The following is a 21,589-nucleotide window of genomic DNA, read 5'->3' as shown; positions in this document are numbered from 1 at the left end:
ACTCCTCTGTGCCCTGACTTTATTGGTTGCTTGTACGTTAAATGGCTACGATTGTACGCTCCGCGCCCATTCGTGTCAGCGGCGATGCTTGCCCAGCAGATAGATTTCGCTGGAACGATCGCGCGACGCCTTGGGTTTGCGGGTGACCACCTCGCCGAACAGCTCGCGCATGGCTTTGAGGTAATCCTGAAAATCGCTGCCCTGGAACACTTTGACGAGAAAGTGGCCGCCGGGTTTCAAATGATCGCGCGCAAAATCCAGCGCCAGCTCGCACAGGAGGAAACTACGGGCCTGATCGATGGCGCTCATGCCTGACATATTGGGTGCCATGTCGGAAATTACAAGATCCAGCGCGCGGCCGCCCAATAATTGCTCGAACTCGCGCAAAACCGCTTCTTCGCGGAAGTCGCCCTGGATGAAATCGACGCCGGGCACCGGGTCCATCGGCAGGATATCGAGCGCGAACACCTTGCCCTTGTCGCCGACGATGCGCGCCGCCACCTGCGACCAGCTGCCCGGCGTGGAGCCCAGATCCGCCAGCACGGTGCCGGGGCGGATCAGTTTGTCCTTGTCGTTGATCTCCAAGAGCTTGTAGGCGGCGCGGGCGCGATAGCCATCTTTCTGCGCCATTTGCACATATTGGTCGTTGACGTGTTCCTGCAGCCAGCTGTTGCTGCTCTTGCTTCTTGCCATCTCGGCGCTTTCTGTGGTCTCAATGCTCAGGATAGCCGATGGACCCGCGGCGCACGACGCTATCCTGTTGTTTTTCGGTTAATTCAGGCCCAAATTTGGGGCGGAGGGGCAAATTCTAGTAGAATCGCGTTTTGCTTTGAATTCCGTATTTCCATGAAAATTGAAATCAAGCCGTTTCAGCGCAAGTACCTGCAAGGTCTGGCGCACGGCATCGACCCGGTGGTAATGATCGGCAACAACGGCCTGACCGAGTCCGTAGTGCGCGAAATCGCCATCAATCTGGACGCCCACGAACTGATCAAGGTTCGCGTGCTCGGCGACGATCGCGAAGCCCGCGTCGCCATGTTCGAGCAGATCTGCGACGAGTTGGGCTGCGCCCCGGTTCAGCATATCGGCAAGCTGTTGGTGCTGTGGCGCCCCAGCGACAAGCAGCGCATCCCGCTGCCGAAAAACAAGCAGGCGATGAAGGACTGAGTCCGTTTGCCGGTAAACAAAAAGCGGTGGCCCAGCCACCGCTTTTTTGTTGCCTGCGCGGCACAGCGCCGGCCATCCGGGCGCGCGGCGCTTACTCGCTGCGCCAGATAAAAGCCAGGCCGAGCAGGCTCTGCACCAGGTAGATCAGGCTGGAAATGGCATGCCAGGTGGCGAAGCCGCCGCCGAACAGGCCCTCGGCCGCATGGTTCATCTGTTGCTTCAGCGTAACAATGATCGGCGCCACGCCAAACTGGTTGATCAGCGTGCACGCCAGCATGCCGACGATGAGCCAGAACGCGCCCTGCTTCAAGCCGGACACGCCGTTGCGCCATACCAGGTCCACCATCAGGAACACGCCGCACACCAGCCCAACCCAGGCGATGACGGCGAACAGACGCCCGGCCACCATGCCGGCGGTCACCGCGTCCAGCGTTTTGAACAGCACCGGCGCCACGATCAGGCCGATTACCCACAAACCGCCAATCCAGAAAGTTTTGGCGAAAGCACGCAAGCCGTCCATTTTTCCCCCAGCAACAGAAAGCCGCTCATGAAAAACGCGCGATCAGGCGTCGCGCGCGGTTCGGATTCAGGTCAGATGTACTTGACGTCGAGCACTTCGTACTCGCGGATGCCGCCCGGGGCCACGACTTCAGCCACGTCGCCGGCTTCCTTGCCGATCAGGGCGCGCGAGATCGGCGAGTTCACCGATACCTTGCTGACTTTGATGTCGGCTTCGTCGTCGCCGACGATCTGGTAGGTCACGTTCTCTTCGGTTTCCAGATCCATCAGTTCGACGGTGGCGCCGAACACCACGCGGCCATCGGCGTCCAGCTCGGCCGGATTGATGATCACGGCGTTGGACAGCTTGGCTTCCAGCTCGGCGATGCGGCCTTCGACAAAGGCCTGACGTTCTTTGGCCGCGTCGTATTCGGCGTTTTCCGACAGGTCGCCATGAGAACGGGCCTCGGCGATCGCCTCGATCACCGCCGGACGCTCCACGCTCTTCAGGCGTTGCAGTTCTTCCTTCAGAAGCTCGGCGCCGCGTACAGTCAACGGGACTTTGGTCATTACAGTATTCTCCACAGGCGGTTGTCCGCCTTTATCAAAAGCACAAGCCGCCGTACAGGACGGCGGCTTGCACAAGCGGGTTTGAGCGGAATTGTAACGGCAAATCGCCTCCGCATCAAAGCCTACCGATGGACTGCTCCCCTCAACCCGCGATCTGCGCGTGCAATTGCTGCACGCTGTACACATCGAAGGCCTCGGCATGCTTCATGCCCACGCACACCGCCTTGGCGGCGGACAGCGTGGTGTACTGCGGCACGCGCGCCTGCAGGGCGGAGCGGCGGATCGAATGGCTGTCCTGGATCGCGGTGCGCTTCTCGTCCACCGTGTTGATCACCAGATCGATTTCGCCGTTCTTGATCATGTCCACGATGTGCGGGCGGCCTTCGTTCACCTTGTTGACCACCTGCACGATCAGGCCGGCCTCGGTCAGATGCTTGGCGGTGCCGCGGGTGCAGCAGATGCCGAAGCCCAGACGCTGCAGCTCGCGCGCCACATCCACCGCGCCGTTCTTGTCGCCGTCGCGCACCGACAGGAACACCTTGCCGGTCTTGGGCAAGCGGTCGCCGGCGCCCAGCTGCGCCTTGACGTAGGCTTCGGCGAAGGTTTTGCCGACGCCCATCACCTCGCCGGTGGACTTCATTTCCGGCCCCAGGATGGTATCGACGCCCGGGAACTTGATGAAGGGGAACACGGCTTCCTTCACCGCGTAGAACGGCGGGATCACCTCCTTGGTGAAGCCCTGCTCGGTCAGGCTGATGCCAGCCATGGCGCGGGCGGCGATCTTGGCCAGCGGCGCCGAGGTCACCTTTGAGACGAAAGGCACGGTGCGCGAGGCGCGCGGGTTCACTTCCAGCACGTAGATGGTGTCGCCCTGGATGGCGAACTGCACGTTCATCAGGCCCACCACGTTCAGCGCGCGCGCCATGGCCTCGGTCTGGCGGCGGATCTCGTCCTGCAGCGCCGGGAACAGGCTGTACGGCGGCAGCGAGCAGGCCGAGTCGCCGGAGTGGACGCCGGCTTGCTCCACGTGCTGCATGATGCCGCCGATCACCACGTTCTGGCCGTCGGACACGCAATCCACGTCCACTTCGATGGCATCGTTGAGGAAGCGGTCCAGCAGCACCGGACTGTCGTTCGACACCTTCACCGCTTCGCGCATATAGCGCTCCAGATCGGCCGGCTCGTGCACGATTTCCATGGCGCGGCCGCCCAGCACATAGGACGGGCGCACCACCAGCGGATAGCCGATTTCCTCGGCCAGCTTCATCGCCTCAGCCGGCGCGCGGGCGGTGCGGTTCGGCGGCTGCTTCAGGCCCAGCTCGTTCAGCAGTTTCTGGAAGCGCTCGCGGTCTTCGGCGGCGTCGATCATGTCCGGCGAGGTGCCGATGATGGGCACGCCGTTGGCCTCCAGCGCGCGCGCCAGCTTCAGCGGGGTCTGGCCGCCGTACTGGACGATCACGCCGAACGGTTTCTCGATGCGGCAGATTTCCAGCACGTCTTCCAGCGTCAGCGGCTCGAAATACAGGCGGTCCGAGGTGTCGTAGTCAGTGGACACGGTTTCCGGGTTGCAGTTGACCATGATGGTCTCGAAGCCGGATTCGCGCAGGCTCAGCGCGGCGTGCACGCAGCAGTAGTCGAACTCGATGCCCTGGCCGATGCGGTTCGGCCCGCCGCCCAGCACCATCACCTTCTTGCGGTCCGACGGCTTGGATTCGCACTCTTCCTCATAGGTGGAGTACATGTAAGCGGTGTTGGTGGCGAACTCGGCGGCGCAGGTGTCGACGCGCTTGTACACCGGGTGCAGGCCCAGCGCCCAGCGCTTGGCGCGCACGGCGGCCTGGTCGGTTCCCAAGAGTTCGCCCAGGCGGCGGTCGGAGAACCCCTTGCGCTTCAGGCGGCGCAGCTCGGCGTAGTCCATGTCCTCAACCTTGCGGCCAGACAGCGCCTGTTCCTCGCCGACGATGTCTTCGATCTGGGCCAGGAACCACGGGTCGATCTTGCTGACGGCGTGGATGTCGTCGCGGCTCATGCCGATGCGGAAGGCGTCGGCCACGTACAGGATGCGTTCCGGTCCCGGCGCGCCCAGCTCGTGGCGGATGGCGGCTTCGTCGGTGGTGACCGAGTCGAAGCCGGACAGGCCGGTCTCCAGGCCGCGCAGGGCTTTTTGCATCGATTCCTGCAGCGTGCGGCCCATGGCCATCACCTCGCCCACCGACTTCATCTGCGTGGTCAGGCGGTCGTCGGCCTGCGGGAATTTTTCAAAGGCGAAACGCGGAATCTTGGTGACCACGTAGTCGATGGACGGCTCGAACGAAGCCGGGGTGGCGCCGCCGGTGATGTCGTTCTTCAGTTCGTCCAGCGTGAAGCCGACGGCCAGCTTGGCGGCGATCTTGGCGATCGGGAAGCCGGTGGCCTTGGACGCCAGCGCCGAGGAACGGCTGACCCGCGGGTTCATCTCGATGACGATCATCTCGCCGGTGGCCGGATTGGTGGCGAACTGCACATTGGAGCCGCCGGTATCGACGCCGATCTCGCGCAGCACCGCCAGCGAGGCGTTGCGCATGATCTGGTATTCCTTGTCGGTCAGCGTTTGCGCCGGGGCCACGGTGATGGAGTCGCCGGTGTGCACGCCCATCGGGTCGAAGTTTTCGATGGAGCAGATGATGATGCAGTTGTCGTTCTTGTCGCGAACGACTTCCATCTCATACTCTTTCCAGCCCAGCACCGACTGTTCGATCAGCAGCTCGTGGGTGGGGGACGCTTCGAAGCCGCGCTCGCAAATGGCGACGAACTCTTCCTTGTTGTAGGCGATGCCGCCGCCGGAGCCGCCCATGGTGAAGGACGGACGGATCAGCGTGGGGAAGCCCACCTTGGCCTGCGCCTCCAGCGACTCTTCCATGGTGTGGCAGACGAAGGACAGCGGGCAGGACAGGCCGATCTTGGCCATGGCTTCCTTGAAGCGGCCGCGGTCCTCGGCCTTGTCGATGGCGTCTTCGGTGGCGCCGATCAGCTCCACTTTATATTTTTCGAGGACACCGTGCTTGGCCAGGTCCAGCGCGCAGTTCAGCGCGGTCTGGCCGCCCATGGTCGGCAGAATGGCGTCCGGACGCTCCTTGGCGATGATCTTTTCCACCACCGGCCAGCTAATGGGCTCGATGTAGGTGACGTCGGCCATGTCCGGGTCTGTCATGATGGTGGCCGGGTTGGAGTTCACCAGGATGACCTTGTAACCCTCCTCGCGCAGCGCCTTGCAGGCCTGGGCGCCGGAGTAGTCGAACTCGCAGGCCTGGCCGATGACGATCGGGCCGGCGCCAATGATCAGAATGCTTTTGATGTCGGTACGCTTTGGCATGGCTTCTACTCTTTGATGACTTGTATTTTCCGGCCGCGCCGCACACGGCGACGCGGCATGTTCACTATTGACCTTACAGGCTGGCCGCCGCCAGCTTGGCGCCGAATCCGACGAAGATGGCTCCCACCGAGCCGCCGAGCGCCGCCGTCAGCTTGCGGCGGCGGCGGAAGGCCGCGGCCAGCTTGTTGCCCAGCAGGATCAGCATGGACAGATTGGCGATGCTGCAGCACTGCACGATGGCGCCCAGCGCGGCGAAGGTCAGCGCCGGGTGCGGATAGGCCGGATCGACGAACTGCACGAAGAACGATACGAAGAACAGGATGGCCTTCGGGTTCATCAGGCTGATCAGCAGCGCCTTGCGGTAAGGGTGGCCGCCGGACAACGGCGACGCGGCCGAGGCGGACTCTTCGCCGCGACGCGCGCGGCGCCAGGCCAAGAGGCCGGACTTCAGCATATTGATGCCCAGCCAGGCCAGATAGCCGCCGCCTATGTACTTGACCACCGCGAACAGCGCCGGATTGGCCTGCAGCAGACCGGCCGCGCCGGTGGCCGCCAGCGTCATCAGGATGAAGTCGCCGCTGACCACGCCGCCCGCCGCGGCGAAACCGGCGCGCTTGCCGCGCTGCGCCGCCACCGACAGCACATACATGGCGTTCGGCCCCGGCAACAGGATGACGATCAGCGTGCCGATCAGGTAGGTGGTAAGGTCGGTAATGCCCAACATGATTCGACTCCGCCCTTACTGCCGCGCGGCCATCGCGTCGATGAAACGGTCGAACAGATAAGCCACGTCCTCCGGTCCCGGGCTGGCTTCCGGGTGGCCCTGGAAGGAGAAGGCCGGGCGGTCGGTCAGCGCGATGCCCTGCACCGTGCCGTCGAACAGCGAACGGTGGGTGACGCGGACATTGGCTGGCAGGCTGGTTTCGTCCACCTGGAAGCCGTGGTTCTGGCTGGTGATCATCACGCGGCCGCTGTCCAGGTCCTGCACCGGATGATTGGCGCCGTGGTGGCCGAACTTCATCTTGGAGGTGTTGGCGCCGGTGGCCAGGCCCAAGAGCTGGTGGCCGAGGCAGATGCCGAACACCGGCAGCTTGGTTTCCAGAATCTCGCGGATGGCGGAAATGGCGTAGTCGCACGGCTCCGGGTCGCCGGGGCCGTTGGACAGGAACACGCCATGCGGATTCATCGCCAGCACATCGGCCGCCGGCGTTTGGGCCGGCACGATGGTCAGCTGGCAGCCGCGTTCGGCCAGCATGCGCAGAATGTTGTGCTTGACGCCGAAGTCATAGGCCACCACGTGGTAGCGGGTGGACGACTGCACCTGGTAGCCCGCGCCCAGCTTCCATTCCTTCTCGGTCCAGGCGTACGGTTTCTGGCAGCTGACCACCTTGGCCAAGTCCTGGCCGGCCATGGAGCCGAAGCCGCGCGCCAACTCCAGGGCTTTGGCCTCGTCGATGTCGCCGGCCATGATGCAGCCGGCCTGGGCGCCCTTCTCGCGCAGGATGCGGGTCAGCTTGCGGGTGTCGATGTCGGCGATGGCGACGACATTGTGCTTTTTCAGGTAATCGGACAGCGAATCTTCGGCGCGGAAGTTGCTGTGCAGCAGCGGCAGATCGCGGATGATCAGCCCGGATGCAAAAACGGCGCGGGATTCGGTGTCTTCCGAATTCGCGCCGACATTGCCAATGTGGGGATAAGTGAGAGTGACGATCTGCCTGGTATAGGAGGGATCCGTCAGGATCTCCTGGTAACCGGTGATGGCGGTATTGAATACCACCTCGCCCACCGTATGGCCGGTGGCACCGATAGCACTACCTTTGAAAAGCGTGCCGTCAGCCAAGACAAGGATTGCGGGGAGGTTTGACACTGGCTGGCTCCTGTTGCTTTGCCTGGGCGCTTACACAAAAACCGGCTGCGCCGGTTTCTGGTTTCACACCCTGGGATTTTCAAAATTCTTATGTGAATAACGGGACTCGGCGCCTGCGCCTGTCCCGTTTGGTTAAACCTTTCTATAGTACCGCGCATTTTGCGACTGCACAATACCATCCAGCCTGTTTTGCTGAAAAATCCTTACATGCCGGTCTTGGATTGCCAACTGACGCTGGTCGGCCCCGACGGCTGCCCCAGCATCAGCATCAAGGGCTTCAGCGCGTCGTACTTGTCCGGCGGGCTATCCGCCGTGCCGGCCATATTGAAAGCGCCGTTGGCCGGCCAGCTGCCCTGGCCGTTCAGCATCAGCGGGCCCTCCAGCGTGGACAGGTTCAGGCTCAGCCCTTGCGGCGTGCCGGACAGGTCCAGCTGATAGCTGCCGAACGGCAGCGCCGTCGTCAGCGGGGTAGACGCGCCGCGCCATAGCACTTGCGCGTTGCCGCTGATTGTCTTGCCCTGGCGAGCCAGCTGCGGAATGTTCAATTGCAGCTCGCCGCCCAGCCGCGCCGCCTGCCAGGTCTTGGACAGATTGGCCAGCGCCGCCACCGGCAAGGAGACGGCCAACCCTCTCGCCTCCTGCTTGCCGAATCCCAGCTGCACCAGCCCTGGCTGGCCGGCGCTGTCCACATGCCACACCAGCAGGCCGGATAGCAGCGCGCGCGGCAGCCATTGCCAAGCCAGCGGACTCATCGTCTGCACTTCGCCTGATGGTCCCAGATACACCAGCTGCGCGCTGCCGTTCCACAGCGTGCCCTTGGCCTCGTTGACATCCCAGTGCCGATCACTGAGCCTGGCCACCGGCCACGACAGCCAGCTGGCCGGCAATGCCGACAGCGCGCCCGCCAGGAACAGCAGCGCCAGGGCCAAGCCCTTCCCTATCTTGCGCCTCATGCTTCCGCCCCCGCATGCGCCAGCAGCGCCTTGATCTTCACCTGCCCCGGCACCGGCTGCGCCTCCACCTTGACGTTCAGCACGCGCACCTGCTGCTGCGCCGACAATACGCCGGCGAAGCGCACCCAATCGTCAAACCCCATCACGCCTTCCATGCTGACGCCGGAATCGCCTTCGGGATTGAACTGGATGCCGCCCGGCAAGCCCTGGCTCTTGGCCGTTTGCTGCAGCAGCGGCATCAGCTCCTTGGCCGGCAGCGGAGCCTGCGCCGGCTGGCGCTTCAATTTGGCCGCTTCGTCCGCCAGCGCCTGCACCATGCCCTGCTCCGCCTGCAAGCGCGCCACCGCCGCGCGGTTGCGCTGCAGCGAGGCATTGGCCGGCTCCCATACTCCCAGGTACAGGAAAGCCGCGCCCAGCACCGCCGCCATGGCCGCCAGCAGCCGCTGCTCGCGCACGGTGCGCTGCTGCCAGTAATCGAGAAACTGTTGCTTGTACGCTTTCATCGTCACGGCTCCCGCGCCACCACCAGTTGCTTGCTGCCGGGCTGGCTGCTCGTCGCATCCAGCATGATCTGCCGCGCCGCCAGCAGCTTGCGCCAGCGCGCCAGGCTTTCCGCCGGCACCTCCGCAACCTGCAGCTTCAGGCGGCCGGCCTCATATTCCATTTGGCGCACCTGCAGGTCGCGCCCGGCCACCGCCGCCAGCGCGCCCATCAGTTCCACCATATCGTCGCGCGCCGGCAAGCCATGGCTCAGCCTGAGCTTGTCCACCGCGCGCAGCATGGGCAAGGCGCTGCTGCCCGGCAAGGCCTGGCCGCCTATCCACGGCGTGGCGGCGCTCTTGATCTGCTGCGACAGGCTGTACTTCTGCCAGGCATACCAGGCGGACTGGCTCAGCGTCAGCGCCAGCTGCGCCGCGAGCAGGCCGCCCAGCAGCCAGCCCGCCCGTTTCAGCGACGGCGCCCAGTCGCGCCAACGCCGGTTGGCGGCCAATTCGCCTTGGGCGAAGTCGAAGTGGCCATGACGGCGGCCGCTGCGCCAATCGTAAGCCTCGCCGCGCGCGGTTTCGCCCTGCCATCCCGGCAGGCGCGACAACAGCTCGTCCGCGCTGTCCACGCCGCTCAGCTGCAAGCGCGCCGGCACGGCAGCGGTCAGCAGCGAACTGAACAGCGCCTGTTCCAGCGCCGCGCCGCCGCGCGGCAAGCTGGCGGCGAAAGGCGAAGCGGCGCGCACCAGCCAGCGGTCGGCCAGCCGAGTCACGCTCCAGCCGCCAGCCGGCGGCGGCGCCAGCAGGCATTCCTCCGGCACGATGCGATCGCACAGCCGGCCCAGGCTTTTCAACATGGCCACGGCGCGGCGCACTGCCGCCGCCTCGGTCACCGCCACCGCGCGCCGGCCGTCGGCCGCCGCGTCGCCCAGCGCGTACAGATTGGCCGCCGGGTCATTGCCCAGGCCCTCTTCCAGCGCGAAGCCGATCACCGCCGGCGTCGGCTGCTTCACCGCATCCGGCAGTTTCACCTCGCTGAACAGCGTGCGGCCGGCAGGCAGCACCAGTTCGCAATGGTCGGCCTTGGGCCATCCTCCGGGCGCGCTGTCGCCCTGCGCGGCCAGATCGCCGCGCGCGCCCAGCAAGGCCCACGGCAGGCCCGGCTCGCTATCGGGCCAGCCGGCCCGCAGATAGAGTCGCAGCGTCGTCATTGATTTCTCCACCAGACCGCGCCGCCAGGGCGCGGTCGTCATTGCCATCCTGTCGCCACACCAGCCGGACGACATTGAGGTTGCTGTAAATCATCGCCCGCATCCGCAGCTTGGCCTTGCCATAGCTGGAGCGGCTGTCGAGCAGAAAATAATTGGAGGCGGCGCCTATCATGTTGCTAAAGTTGCTCTTGACCATATTGCCCGGCGGCCGGGCCAGAAAATCGGCCTTGTCGCGGTAGTAAACGGTCTGCCGCTGCTTCATCATCACCATCAGATTGCCGTCGCCTATGCCCGGCATCAGCGTCTTCAGCACCTTGTCGGTGGCGGTATTGACGTTGATCGTCGTCGCCATCGGCGGCAAGGCGGCAATGTGCGGCAACAGCTTGTCCATCACCTCTGGCGTATAGCCCGGCAGCCAGCGCAGCATCTCCACCCGCGCCAGCGGATGGCTGGGCCGCGGCGCCGAGTTTTGATCGGTCTGGGCCATCGGATCCTCGCTGTCCGACATGCCGCGCAGCTTGCGCAGCAAGGGCTCGGACAAGGTGCTGGGCAAACCCAGCGTCTTCAGCAGGTCGCGGTAGAACATCAGCTGATCCTTATCCACCTGCCCACCGTCATTGACCAGCGAGTTGATATTGAAGCGCCCCTGCAAATCGGTCAGCGCGCCGCTGACCTTCACGCCCTGCGCCTCGGTCTGCGGCAGGGGCTGCGCCCAAAGCTGGGACAACGCCACCACGCCGTTGCCGCTGACATTGTTGAAGCGCAGGATTTCCATCGCCCAGCCCAGGCCCGCCTCGGCCACCAGCCGCAGCTGGGCGCGGCTCTTGTCGTTTTCCAGCTGATGCCACCACAAGCCCTGCTGCCACAGCACCAGGCTGGCCGCCGTGGTGGCCAACGCCACGATCAGCAGCGCCATGATCACGGCCATGCCGGACTGCCGCCGCCTCATGGCAACACCCATAATCTATGCACCTGGCGCGCGCCCGGCATCGCGATGCGCATCTCCAGCCCGCGCGCGGACAGGCCCTGGCCGCCGCTGGGCCAGGCATCCTGCCAGCTGCCATCGTTCAGCAGCACCCGCCAGCTCACCTTCATCTCCGCGCCCAATAGCGGATAGACCACCGGCTGGCCGCCGCCGGCATCGCCGGCCGACCACGACAGTCCGCCCGCCCCCGCATGGTAGATCACCCGCTCCTTTCCGCTGGCGTAGCGGGAAGACACCGACTCCAACGCCAGCGTCTGGCCATTGCCATCCTGCTGCAAGGTCAGCGTGCTGGCGCCCAACGCCTGGCCTTGCATGGGATCGGCCTGGCTGGCCTGCGGCTGCAGGCCCGTCAGGTCGCTCTCCAGCCGGCGGAAGGCCCGCGCGGCATCCACCCACTGCTGGCCGGTCTGCATCAGCCGCTCGCGGGCGATCAGCAAGGAGCCGAAGGCCTTGTATCCCATCACCGACAGGATGGCCAACAGGCTCATCGCCACCAGGATTTCCAGCAGCGTCATGCCGCCCTGCTTGCGCGCGCTCAACCACCGCCTCCCGGCTGCTGCCTGAGATAGCCGGTGATCTCGGCCAGCACATAGCGGCCGGCCCCCGGCGCCAGAATGCGCACCACCACCTTGCGGAAATTCGGATTCGGCGTGGTGGTCACCTCTCGCTCCCAGCGCCACTCCACGCCATCTGACTTGCTTTCGCCAGCTTGCTGGCCCGGCTCGGGAAACTGGCGCAGCGCCTGCATGGCGGCGATCTGGTTCTGCGCCTCCCAGTTGGCCTGCATCCGCCGCTCCATGCCTTCGGCGTTGTCGGCCGCCAGGCCGGTGGCGCGCAGCAACGCGCCGAGCGCCACCGCGATGATGGCCAAGGCAACCAGCACTTCAAACAAGGTGAAACCGGCCTGCCGCTTCATGAGCCGTCCGTCACGGTCACCCGCCCCAGCGGCGATTGCAGCACCGTCAGCTTGCGGCCCGCGCCGTCCAGCTGCAGCGCCAGGGCCACGGCTCGGCCGTTCTGCCACAACAGCAGCGGCTTGTCGGCCGGCCACGGATGGCCATCCAGCAACAGGCCGCCGCCGGCGATGCCGTCCGGCCACGCGTGGGGGGCCAGCAGCTCATCGCCGACGGGGCTCCAATTGCCATCATCGTCCTGCCGGCTGAACACATAACCTTTGCCATTCCAGCTCAACGCCAGCATGTCGCCCATCTCTGCGGCGTCGCCGGCCTGCTCCAGCACGCGCGCGAAGCGATAGCCCTCGTCGCTCAACAGACGATGGGTGTCCGGCCTCAGGCTCAACGTCACGGTGGTGGCAAGGACGCCGATGATCAGCATCACCACCATCACCTCGATCAGCGTGAAGCCGCGCGCGCGCGCCGCCAGGCTCAAGTCCAGCCCTCCGGCTTACTTGCCGCTGTCCCAGTTGCCGATGTCGGCGTCGTTGCCTTCGCCGCCCGGCTGGCCATCGGCGCCGAAGCTCCAGATGTCGATTTCGCCGTGCGTGCCCGGATTGGCGTACTGGTAGGGATTGCCCCAAGGATCCTTGGGCAGGCGTTCCAGATAACCGCCCGGCTTCCAGTTCTTCGGTTCCGGCGCGGCGGCCGGCTTCTGCACCAGCGCCTGCAGGCCCTGGTCGGTGGTCGGATAGCGGCCGTTGTCCAGGCGGTACAGCTTCAGCGCCTGGCTGATGGCGCCGATGTCCTGCTTGGCAGCGACGATGCGCGCCTCGTCCGGCCGGCTCATCACCTTGGGCACCACCAGCGCGGCCAGCACGCCGAGGATGACGATCACCACCATGATTTCGATCAGGGTGAAGCCGCGCTGGGCGGCGTGTTTGAGCTGTTTCATTATGACTCCTGAGTTTCGATTTCTCCGCGCGAACGGATTCGGCGGCTTGCTACCGTCAGCGGCTCAAGCCGCCAGGTTTTAAAGTCAATGCACCATCTGGTTCATATCGATGATCGGCATCATGATGGCCAGCACGATCAACAGCACCATGCCGCCCATCACCAGAATCAGCAGCGGCTCCATCAGCGTGGTGAAGGTGGCCAGCTTGCGCTCCACCTCCTGCTCCTGCTGCTGCGCGGCGCGGTCCAGCATGTGGGACAGCGTGCCGCTGGCCTCGCCGCTGGAGATCAGGTGGATCAGCACCGGCGGAAACTTCTTGCTGGCATTCAGCGCGCGCGACAGCGAAATCCCCTCGCGCACCTTGTTCATCGCATCGGCCACCGCGTCCTGCATCGGCAGCATGGACATCAGGCCGCGCGCGGTTTCCAGCGCGGTAAGCAGAGGCACGCCGGAACCGACCAGAATGGACAGCGTGCTGGCCATGCGCGCGGTATTCAGCGCGCGGAACAGGCGGCCGAATACCGGCAGCTTCAGCACCCGCTCGTGGAAGCGGCGTTTCAGCGCCGGCGCGCGCAAGGCGCGCACGGCCAAAAACACCGCGGCGACGATGGCGATCAGCAAGATCACGCCCCACTGGCGCAGGAAATCGCTGCAGGCCATCAGGGCGCGGGTCAGAAACGGCAGCGTCTGCTTGGTCTGGGCGAAGACGCTGACCACCTGCGGCACGACATAGCTCATCAGGCCGGCCACCACCAGGATGGCCACCAGGGTCACGACCGCCGGATAGGCCAAGGCCAGCGTGACTTTCTGCTGCGTGTTCTGCCGCTTGTCCAGGTATTCCGCCAAGCGCGCCATCACCATGTCCAGATGGCCGGACTGCTCCCCCGCCTGCACCAGCGAGCGGTACAAGGGAGAAAACACGCCGGGCGCGGCGGACAGCGCCTGGGCAAAGCTCTTGCCTTCCAGGATGTCGCTGCGCAGCGCGGCCAGCACGGTGCGGCTGCGCGGGTTTTCCGCTTGCTCAGTCACCGCGGTCAGCGCTTTTTCCAGCGTCAAGCCGGCATTCAGCAAGGTGGACAGCTGCTCGGTGATCATCACCAATTCGGCGCGCGGCAAGCCGCGGCGCAACACATTGCTGGCGGCGCCGCCGGTCTTGGCGTTGACGCTGTCCACCGTCACCGGCAACAGGCCGCGTTCGCGCAGCTGGACGCGCGCGGCGCGGGCGGAGTCGGCCTCCAGCAGGCCGCTTTGCTCCTTGCCCGCCGCGTCGTAGGCGGTGTACTTGAAGGCTGCCATCAGCTCCTCGTCACCCGCAGGATTTCTTCCAGACTGGTCTCGCCGGCCTTGACCCAGCGCAGGCCGTCGTCGCGCAGGCTGCGCATGCCGTGGCGCGCGGCGTGGTCGCGCAGGCGCTGCTCGGACGCGCGGTCATGGATCAGCCTCTGCATGGTGTCGTCCACCAGCATCAGCTCGTAAATGCCGTAACGCCCCTTGTAGCCGGAGCCGCCGCAAGCCGGGCAACCGACAGGACGATAGTGCACAGCCGTCGGATCGTCCTCCAGCGGCACCGGATGCGGCGCCTTGCACTGCGGGCAGACGCGGCGCACCAGACGCTGCGCCATCACCCCCAGCAAGCTGGACGCAAGCAGGAACGGTTCGACGCCCATGTCGGTGAGCCGCGTCACCGCGCTGGCGGCGTCGTTGGTGTGCAGCGTCGCCAGCACCAAGTGGCCGGTCAGCGAGGCCTGGACGGCGATCTGCGCGGTTTCCAGGTCGCGGATCTCGCCTATCATCACCACGTCCGGGTCCTGGCGCAGGATGGCGCGCAAGGCCTTGGCGAAGCTCATGTCGATCTTGGGATTGACCTGGGTCTGGCCCACGCCGTCCAGGTGGTACTCCACCGGGTCTTCCACCGTCATGATATTGGTGTGGCTGGCGTCCAGGCGGGACAGCGCGGCGTACAGCGTGGTGGTTTTGCCGGAGCCGGTGGGACCGGTGACCAAGAGGATGCCGTGCGGCTGATTGATCAGCTTGTCGACCGAGGCCAGGGTGTCGGCGGCCATGCCCAGCGTGGCCAGGTCCAGCCGCGCGTTTTCCTTGTCCAGCAAACGCAGCACCACGCGCTCGCCATGGCTGGTGGGCAGCGTGGAAACGCGCACGTCCACCGGCCGGCCGCCCAGGCGCAGCGAGATGCGGCCATCTTGCGGGATGCGTTTTTCGGCGATGTCCATGCCGGACATGATCTTGATCCGCGACACCATGGCCGCGTGCAGCGCGCGGTGCGGGCTGACCACGTCGCGCAGCGTGCCGTCCAGGCGGAAACGCACGACGGAGCGGTCTTCGAACGCCTCGATGTGGATGTCGGACGCCCCGTCGCGCAGCGCCTGCGTCAACAAGGCGTTGATCATGCGGATGATGGGCGCGTCGCCCTCGCTCTCCAGCAGGTCTTCCACCGTGGGCAAGGATTCGACCATCTGGTTCAGGTCCATGTCCTGGCCGATGTCGTCCACCATTTCCGCCGCCGCGCCGTCGCGGCTGGCGTAGTGCTCGGACAAGCGCTTGTCGAACTGGGCGGCAGTCAGCATTTCCGCGCCCACCAGCGGCCCGCCATGCAGGCGCAGGGCCTCGGCCCAGGCGGCCGGCTTGGCGTCCTCGCGCAGCAGCAACTGGCGGCCGCTCTCGCCATCCAGCAGGATGACCCCGTTGGCGCGGGCGAAGGGGAACGGCAGCAAGGTGGAGAGCTTGGCCGACATCATTGCGCTGCCTTGGCTTTGTCTTCCGCCTGGGTCATCGAATTCAGCGCATCACTGATACCGCCCTTAGGCACCAGCTTCAGCATTTCCTTCGGATCCAAGGTCATTTTCTGCTTTGTCGTCTCCACCGTGTCGGCTTTCAGGTAGCGGTAACGCTCCTCCGCTACGGCCTGGTTGCCTGTTTCATCGCGAATGATGGTGGGACGGATGAAAATCATCAGATTTTTCTTGTCGTTGGACTTTTCCTGATACTTGAAAAAATTGCCCAGGAAGGGGATGTCGCCTAGCAACGGCACTTTCTGCTCGGTATTGCCGGTGTTCTGCTGAGTCAAACCGCCCAAGGCGACCAGGCCGCCGTCATTCACCGTCACCACGGTATCCAAGGTACGGCGATTGAACGTAGGCCCGGCATCGTTGTTCAAGGTCTGGGTATCGATGGAGTCGGCCGCCTGGCTGATTTTCAAGCGTATGGTGCCGCTCTCGGAAATTTGCGGCGTGATCTCCAGTCCGAAGCCCACGGTTTTCCGGTCATAGGTATTGTACGGTGCCGTACCGCTGCCGCCCGAGCCTGCGGCATAAGCCGCCGTCTTTACGCCGACTTCCTGGCCGATGACGATCTTGGCCTTTTCATTGTCCATGGTCACCAGCTGCGGGCTGGCCACCAGATTGCCCTGCGCTTCGTTCTCCAAAGCTTGGGCCAGCAAGCCTAGCGTAGGAATCTGGACGCCGCCGACTGTAATATTGTTGATGATCCCGGCAGTTAAACCGCCGCCGGTAAGGCTGTTCACCAAATTGGCGAACGGGGAAGGATTGGTCGAAGTCGGCTGGCCGACGATGCCGGGTGCGCCGGGATAGCTCCCTCCGACAATGCCGTTATTGCCTACCTTGGCGGACCACTGCACGCCGATTTTAGTGCCGCGGCTAGCCGACACCTCCATCACCAGCGCTTCCACGTAAACCTGGGCGCGTCGCTTGTCGAGCAAGTCGATCACATTGCGCAAATTCTGGTACATCTGGTCCGGCACGTTCAGGATCAGCGCATTGCTATTGCTGTCCGCCTGAATCATCGCGCTGACGCCGGTTCCCGAGGGGCCGGAGGAGGCCGGGGCCGCTGTCGGCGCCGCATTGTCCATAACCGGCGCCGCGCTGGGTGCGGCATTGCCCCCGTTGCTATTGGTCTGACTGCCCCCCACGCCGCTCATCAAACTGGCGCTTCCGCCCGATGTATTGCTGCCGAGGGTGCTGCGGGACTGAACCGGACTCCCTTCGCTGGCGAGCAATGTGCGCAGGGTCTTGGCCAGATCGGCCGCCTGGGCATTCTTCAGATACACCACCCGCACATTGGAGCCGGCCTGGCTCGGCTGATCCAGGACTTTCAGCAGACTCTTGAGCTTGCCTATCTTGCCTGGCGCATCTGTCTTGACCATCAGCACATTGGCGCGCGGATCGGCCAGGATGCTGGTCTTGCCGCCTTCTGCGCCACCGTCCTGCATCAGCTTGTTCAAGGTGCCGGCCAATTCCACCGCCGAGCCGAACAGCACCGGAATCACCGCGGTGTCGCCGGAAGAGGCCGACTCCACCGACTCGATGATGGACTCGATGCGCTGGATGTTCTCGGCGTAGTCGGTAACGATCAGGGCGTTGGACTGCGGATAGGCCGCCACCGTGTTGTTGGGCGACACCAATGGCCGGATCACCGGAACCAGCTGATTGGCGTTGCTGTTCTGCAGCGCGAATACCTTGGTGATCAGCCGGTCGCCATCGCCGCGCGGCACGCGCTTGACCGCCCGGGCATGCAGCTTGGCGTCGGCCTCCGGCACGATCTTGATCACGCCGTTGCCTTCCACCGCGGAAAAGCCCTGCAGCCGCAGCGAGGACAACAGCACCTGATAGGACAAGGCGCGCGGCACCGGCCGGCTGGACACGATATTGACCGTGCCCTTGACGCGCGGATCGATGATGAAGTTCTTGCCGCTGATTTCGCCTATCGCCTTGACCACGGTCTCGATGTCGGCGTTGACGAAGTTGAGCATCACCGTGTCGTTCTGCGGCGCCGCCAGCAGTTGACAGCTGTAGACCAGGGCCAGGGTGGCGACGAGTTTGGAAATTCGCATTGCACTCTCTTATTGGCGAATCATCGCGGCAGGATCGACCGCGGGTTGGGGCGGAGTATCGGGTACGGAATTCTGGCTGGGCACCGGCACTGGCACGGCTCCAGGCATGGGCGGGGGCTGCATCTGGCCAGGCGCCTGGGGCGGCGGCTGCGTCGCGGCGTCCGCGCCGCCCGCTGCGCCATTGCGAGCCTGCAGCGGGACGAACTGCTCGCTGCCACCGGAACGGATGGTCACGCCATTCGGCGCGACTTTCACCAGCTCCCAGCCGTCAGCGGTTTGTTTGCCCTGCAGCAGCGGTTCGGCATGGCCGTTGTTGTCCACGATGGCGAAACCGAGGATGCCGGGCAGCGAAGGCGCGTATACGCCCAGCAGGCGCAGCGGCGGCAGCGCGGCGGCTTGCTGCTGCGGCGCTTCGCCAAACCAGTGGCCCTGAGCCACGGCCGCCGCAGCGGCCTGCGGCTGGGCCGGCGCCAGCGCCCGATACGCGCGCGACGACGGGGATAGCCAGCCGCTCAACTGCTGGCCGAGCCAGAACACGGCAATGCCCACTGCCAACGCAGGCAAGGCTTTGTGCCATTGCGCGCCCGGCAAGCGCAGCTTGTCGAAATTCAACTTGCCGACCAACTTGTTGTGATCCCCGAGACCCATCGACTTCCCGCCATCAAAAATTATGCTGAACACATCCCGCCTTGGCACGCTAGATTAAGCAGCAAGGCGGCGATTTTGCAATAGCTTGCAAGTAGTTTTGATGACAGATCAAATTTCAGTCATCGTTAATATTTACAACCAAACCATAAGGAGACTGGCTTGCAAGCCTCATGCCGCAAGCATTTCAATCCTTGCGGCATGGAATTTTCTGCATTCTCGCATAAAAAACGCCACGGCATGCCGTGGCGTCATGATAAATCAAAGCGAGCTCAGAACTGGGCTTCATCCAGCGCCAGCACGCTATCCGCGCCGCGCACGATGGCCGCGGCCAGACCGGATGCCTGCGGCAGCAGATGTTCGGCGAAGAAGCGGGCGGTGACGATCTTGGCGTTCAGGAAATCGGCGTCCGCGTCAGCCTCCTGCAGCTTGTCCTTGGCGATCAGCGCGGCGCGGCCGAGCTGCCAGCCACCCAGAGCTATGCCCATCAGCTTCAAGAACGGCACCGAGCCGGCTGCGGCCAACTGCGGCTGGCTGCCGAAAGTTTCCAGGATGAAAGCGACGCAGCGCTCGGCATCGGCGATGGCGGACGCCAGATTGCCGGCGATGCTGTCGAAGCCGGCGGCCTGCAGCTTGGTCACGGTGGACTGGGCCTCGGCCAGCAGCGCGCGGGCGGTGACGCCATGCTCGGCCGCAGTCTTGCGGCCGATCAGGTCCAGCGCCTGGATGCCGGTAGTGCCTTCGTAAATGGCGGTGATGCGGGCATCGCGATAATACTGAGCAACGCCGGTTTCCTCGATGAAACCCATGCCGCCATGCACCTGGATGGCCAGGCTGGTGATTTCGTTGGCCTGCTCGGTGTTCCAGCCCTTGACGACGGGAATCAGGAAGTTCAACAGCGCCTGGTTGCGCGCGGCCTCGGCCGGCACCGGATGGCGGGCGGCCCGGTCCAGCGCGGCGGCGGCGTAGAAGGTCAGCGCGCGCTGCGCTTCGATCTGGGCGCGCATGGTCATCAGCATGCGGCGCACGTCCGGGTGCTGGATGATGGGCACGCCGGCAGGGTCCGGCGAGCCGACAGCGCGGCTCTGCACGCGCTCGCGGGCGTATTCCACGGCTTTCTGATAGGCGCGCTCGGACACTGCCATGCCCTCGATGCCCACCCCCAGGCGGGCGTGGTTCATCATGGTGAACATATAGTTCAAACCCTTGTTGGGCTCGCCCACCAGATAACCCACGGCGCCATCGTTGTCGCCGAAGCTCATCACCGCCGTCGGGCTGCCGTGGATGCCCAGCTTGTGCTCCAACGACACGCAGCGCACGTCGTTGCGCGCGCCGAGCGAACCGTCGGCATTGACGAGGAACTTGGGCACGATGAACAGCGAGATGCCCTTCACGCCGGCCGGCGCGTCCGGCAGACGGGCCAGCACCAAATGGACGATATTCTCGGCCATGTCGTGCTCGCCCCAGGTGATGAAGATTTTCTGGCCGCTGATGCGGTAGCTGCCGTCAGCGGCGGGCACGGCGCGCGAACGCACCTGGGCCAGGTCGGAGCCGGCCTGCGGCTCGGTCAGGTTCATGGTGCCGGTCCATTGGCCGCTGGACATCATCGGCAGATAGATATGCTTCAACTCGTCCGAGGCGTGATGATGGATGGCTTCCACCGCGCCCAGCGTCAACAGCGGCGCCAAGGAGAATGCCAGGTTGGACGCGCACCACATCTCTTCGACTGCCGCCGCCACCAGCGCCGGCATGCCCTGGCCGCCAAACTCCTCCGGCGCGCGCAGGCCTACCCAGCCCGATTCGACATACTGCTGCCAGGCGTCCTTGAAGCCCGGCGCGGCGGTCACTTCGCCATCCTGCCACTTGGCGCCCTGATCGCCCTGCTTGTTGATCGGCGCCAGCACGCCTTCGGCGAACTTGGCGCCCTCCTCCAGCACGGCGTCCACCAACTCGACTGAACACTCGCCATAACCGGGCAAGCCGCAGATGGCTGGCAATTCGGCCAGTTCATTCAAGACAAAACGAATATCCTTGACTGGTGCGTGATAAATCATCGCGCTTCTCCTCTGTTTCTCTCGCGTTGGGCCGCCAAGGCGGACCGTAAAAAAACCGGCGCTCAAATCTTGGGCGCCGGCTGCTGTTGTTTGTTCCGGCGGCTATGCTGCCTGCTCGGTCGGGGGCGCGTGCGACCGCCCCCGGCTGCCGCTTATTTCGACAGTTCGGCCATCAGTTCCGGCACCACGGTGAACAGATCGCCCACGATGCCGTAATCGGCCACCTGGAAGATAGGCGCCTCTTCATCCTTGTTGATGGCGACGATGACCTTGGAGTCCTTCATGCCGGCCAGGTGCTGGATCGCGCCGGAAATCCCGACGGCGATGTACAGCTGCGGGGCCACCACCTTGCCGGTCTGCCCAACCTGGTAGTCGTTCGGCGCGTAGCCGGCGTCCACAGCGGCGCGGGACGCGCCCACAGCGGCGGCCAGCTTGTCAGCCAAGGGCTCGATCACCGCTTTGAACTGTTCTTCCGAACCCAAGGCGCGGCCGCCGGATACGATGACCTTGGCCGAACCCAGTTCCGGACGGTCGGACTTGGTCAGTTCCTGGCCGACAAACACCGACACCTGGCTCTCTGCGCCGGCGGCGATGCTTTCCACCACAGCGGCGCCACCCTGGCCCGCCGCGTCGAAAGCGGTGGTACGCACGGTGATCACCTTGATCGGGTCTATCGATTGCACGGTCGCCATCACGTTGCCGGCGTAGATCGGACGGACAAAAGTGTCGGCCGATTCAATGGCGGTGATTTCGGAAATCTGCGCCACGTCCAGCAAGGCGGCGACGCGCGGCAGCAAGTTCTTGCCGAAGGACGAGGCCGGGGCCAGCACGTGGCTGTAAGCCTTGGCCAGGCCCACCACCAGCGAGGACAGGTTTTCTGCCAGGCCATGGGCGTATTGGGCGGCGTCGGCCAACAGCACCTTGGACACGCCGGCCAGGCTCTTGGCGGCATCGGCGGCGCCGGCGGCGTTGTGGCCGGCCACCAGCACGTGCACTTCGCCCAACTTGGCGGCGGCGGTGACGGTATTCAGGGTGCCTGCTTTCAGGCTCTGGTTGTCGTGTTCAGCGATAACGAGAATAGCCATGT

21 protein-coding genes are annotated in these 21,589 nt (G+C 64.8%); 1 reads left to right on the top strand and 20 read right to left on the bottom strand.

What is annotated here, in order from left to right; genetic code table 11:
- Nucleotides 1-75 precede the first annotated feature (75 nt).
- Complete coding sequence (gene rlmE, locus C2134_RS00210; RefSeq protein ID WP_103316537.1) at nucleotides 76-693, bottom strand: 23S rRNA (uridine(2552)-2'-O)-methyltransferase RlmE; 618 nt, start codon at nucleotides 691-693, stop codon at nucleotides 76-78.
- Between the two features lie 153 nt (nucleotides 694-846).
- On the opposite strand from rlmE, the gene yhbY reads away from it, so the two are divergent.
- A complete protein-coding gene (yhbY, locus tag C2134_RS00205; RefSeq protein ID WP_043621842.1) occupies nucleotides 847-1,167 on the top strand; it encodes a ribosome assembly RNA-binding protein YhbY in 321 nt (106 codons plus the stop codon).
- A 91-nt stretch (nucleotides 1,168-1,258) separates the two neighbouring features.
- On the opposite strand, the gene C2134_RS00200 is transcribed toward yhbY, so the two are convergent.
- The 19 genes from C2134_RS00200 to C2134_RS00110 form a co-directional block, all read right to left on the bottom strand.
- The gene (locus C2134_RS00200) at nucleotides 1,259-1,687 is read right to left on the bottom strand and encodes a DUF4149 domain-containing protein (protein WP_043621845.1); all 429 of its coding nucleotides are present in this window, start codon (nucleotides 1,685-1,687) and stop codon (nucleotides 1,259-1,261) included.
- Between the two features lie 71 nt (nucleotides 1,688-1,758).
- Nucleotides 1,759-2,235 carry a transcription elongation factor GreA gene (gene greA / locus C2134_RS00195; protein ID WP_043621847.1) on the bottom strand — a complete coding sequence of 159 codons (477 nt, stop codon included), beginning with the start codon at nucleotides 2,233-2,235 and terminating at the stop codon, nucleotides 1,759-1,761.
- A gap of 142 nt (nucleotides 2,236-2,377) precedes the next feature.
- A complete protein-coding gene (gene carB, locus C2134_RS00190) occupies nucleotides 2,378-5,587 on the bottom strand; it encodes a carbamoyl-phosphate synthase large subunit (RefSeq protein WP_103316535.1) in 3,210 nt (1,069 codons plus the stop codon).
- Between the two features lie 73 nt (nucleotides 5,588-5,660).
- Complete coding sequence (gene leuE, locus C2134_RS00185) at nucleotides 5,661-6,311, bottom strand: leucine efflux protein LeuE (RefSeq protein ID WP_103316533.1); 651 nt, start codon at nucleotides 6,309-6,311, stop codon at nucleotides 5,661-5,663.
- A gap of 15 nt (nucleotides 6,312-6,326) precedes the next feature.
- Entirely contained in the window at nucleotides 6,327-7,454 is a 1,128-nt protein-coding gene (gene carA / locus C2134_RS00180; protein WP_103316531.1) for a glutamine-hydrolyzing carbamoyl-phosphate synthase small subunit, read from the bottom strand.
- A 203-nt stretch (nucleotides 7,455-7,657) separates the two neighbouring features.
- Nucleotides 7,658-8,407: a type II secretion system protein N gene (locus C2134_RS00175; RefSeq protein ID WP_103316529.1), complete on the bottom strand. Its 750-nt coding sequence runs from the start codon at nucleotides 8,405-8,407 to the stop codon at nucleotides 7,658-7,660.
- Nucleotides 8,404-8,910: a type II secretion system protein M gene (locus C2134_RS00170; RefSeq protein ID WP_103316527.1), complete on the bottom strand. Its 507-nt coding sequence runs from the start codon at nucleotides 8,908-8,910 to the stop codon at nucleotides 8,404-8,406. The genes C2134_RS00175 and C2134_RS00170 overlap by 4 nt, the downstream gene beginning before the upstream one ends.
- Before the next feature lie 2 nt (nucleotides 8,911-8,912).
- Entirely contained in the window at nucleotides 8,913-10,103 is a 1,191-nt protein-coding gene (gene gspL / locus C2134_RS00165) for a type II secretion system protein GspL (RefSeq protein WP_158248647.1), read from the bottom strand.
- Nucleotides 10,060-11,031, bottom strand: a complete 972-nt coding sequence (gene gspK / locus C2134_RS00160; RefSeq protein ID WP_158248646.1) for a type II secretion system minor pseudopilin GspK — start codon at nucleotides 11,029-11,031, stop codon at nucleotides 10,060-10,062. Before gspK ends, gspL begins: the two co-directional genes overlap by 44 nt.
- A 17-nt stretch (nucleotides 11,032-11,048) precedes the next feature.
- The gene (locus tag C2134_RS00155) at nucleotides 11,049-11,627 is read right to left on the bottom strand and encodes a type II secretion system protein GspJ (RefSeq protein WP_103316521.1); all 579 of its coding nucleotides are present in this window, start codon (nucleotides 11,625-11,627) and stop codon (nucleotides 11,049-11,051) included.
- The gene (gene gspI, locus C2134_RS00150) at nucleotides 11,624-12,004 is read right to left on the bottom strand and encodes a type II secretion system minor pseudopilin GspI (RefSeq protein ID WP_043621872.1); all 381 of its coding nucleotides are present in this window, start codon (nucleotides 12,002-12,004) and stop codon (nucleotides 11,624-11,626) included. Before gspI ends, C2134_RS00155 begins: the two co-directional genes overlap by 4 nt.
- Nucleotides 12,001-12,477: a prepilin-type N-terminal cleavage/methylation domain-containing protein gene (locus tag C2134_RS00145; RefSeq protein WP_103316519.1), complete on the bottom strand. Its 477-nt coding sequence runs from the start codon at nucleotides 12,475-12,477 to the stop codon at nucleotides 12,001-12,003. The genes gspI and C2134_RS00145 overlap by 4 nt, the downstream gene beginning before the upstream one ends.
- A gap of 15 nt (nucleotides 12,478-12,492) precedes the next feature.
- Nucleotides 12,493-12,936 carry a type II secretion system major pseudopilin GspG gene (gene gspG / locus C2134_RS00140; RefSeq protein WP_103316516.1) on the bottom strand — a complete coding sequence of 148 codons (444 nt, stop codon included), beginning with the start codon at nucleotides 12,934-12,936 and terminating at the stop codon, nucleotides 12,493-12,495.
- A gap of 84 nt (nucleotides 12,937-13,020) precedes the next feature.
- A complete protein-coding gene (gspF, locus tag C2134_RS00135; protein WP_103316514.1) occupies nucleotides 13,021-14,232 on the bottom strand; it encodes a type II secretion system inner membrane protein GspF in 1,212 nt (403 codons plus the stop codon).
- Nucleotides 14,232-15,692, bottom strand: a complete 1,461-nt coding sequence (gspE, locus tag C2134_RS00130; protein ID WP_103316512.1) for a type II secretion system ATPase GspE — start codon at nucleotides 15,690-15,692, stop codon at nucleotides 14,232-14,234. Before gspE ends, gspF begins: the two co-directional genes overlap by 1 nt.
- Complete coding sequence (gspD, locus tag C2134_RS00125; protein ID WP_103316510.1) at nucleotides 15,689-17,803, bottom strand: type II secretion system secretin GspD; 2,115 nt, start codon at nucleotides 17,801-17,803, stop codon at nucleotides 15,689-15,691. Before gspD ends, gspE begins: the two co-directional genes overlap by 4 nt.
- Nucleotides 17,804-17,812: 9 nt before the next feature.
- The gene (locus C2134_RS00120; protein ID WP_103316508.1) at nucleotides 17,813-18,451 is read right to left on the bottom strand and encodes a type II secretion system protein N; all 639 of its coding nucleotides are present in this window, start codon (nucleotides 18,449-18,451) and stop codon (nucleotides 17,813-17,815) included.
- A 269-nt stretch (nucleotides 18,452-18,720) separates the two neighbouring features.
- Nucleotides 18,721-20,502 (bottom strand): acyl-CoA dehydrogenase, encoded by a 1,782-nt coding sequence (locus C2134_RS00115; protein ID WP_103316507.1) that lies wholly within the window; start codon nucleotides 20,500-20,502, stop codon nucleotides 18,721-18,723.
- Between the two features lie 152 nt (nucleotides 20,503-20,654).
- Nucleotides 20,655-21,587 (bottom strand): electron transfer flavoprotein subunit alpha/FixB family protein, encoded by a 933-nt coding sequence (locus C2134_RS00110; RefSeq protein WP_103316505.1) that lies wholly within the window; start codon nucleotides 21,585-21,587, stop codon nucleotides 20,655-20,657.
- Nucleotides 21,588-21,589 lie beyond the last annotated feature (2 nt).

Source organism: Chromobacterium sinusclupearum (assembly GCF_002902845.1).
GTDB classification, from domain to species: domain Bacteria; phylum Pseudomonadota; class Gammaproteobacteria; order Burkholderiales; family Chromobacteriaceae; genus Chromobacterium; species Chromobacterium sinusclupearum.
This window is presented reverse-complemented; position numbering and strand designations above follow the sequence as displayed.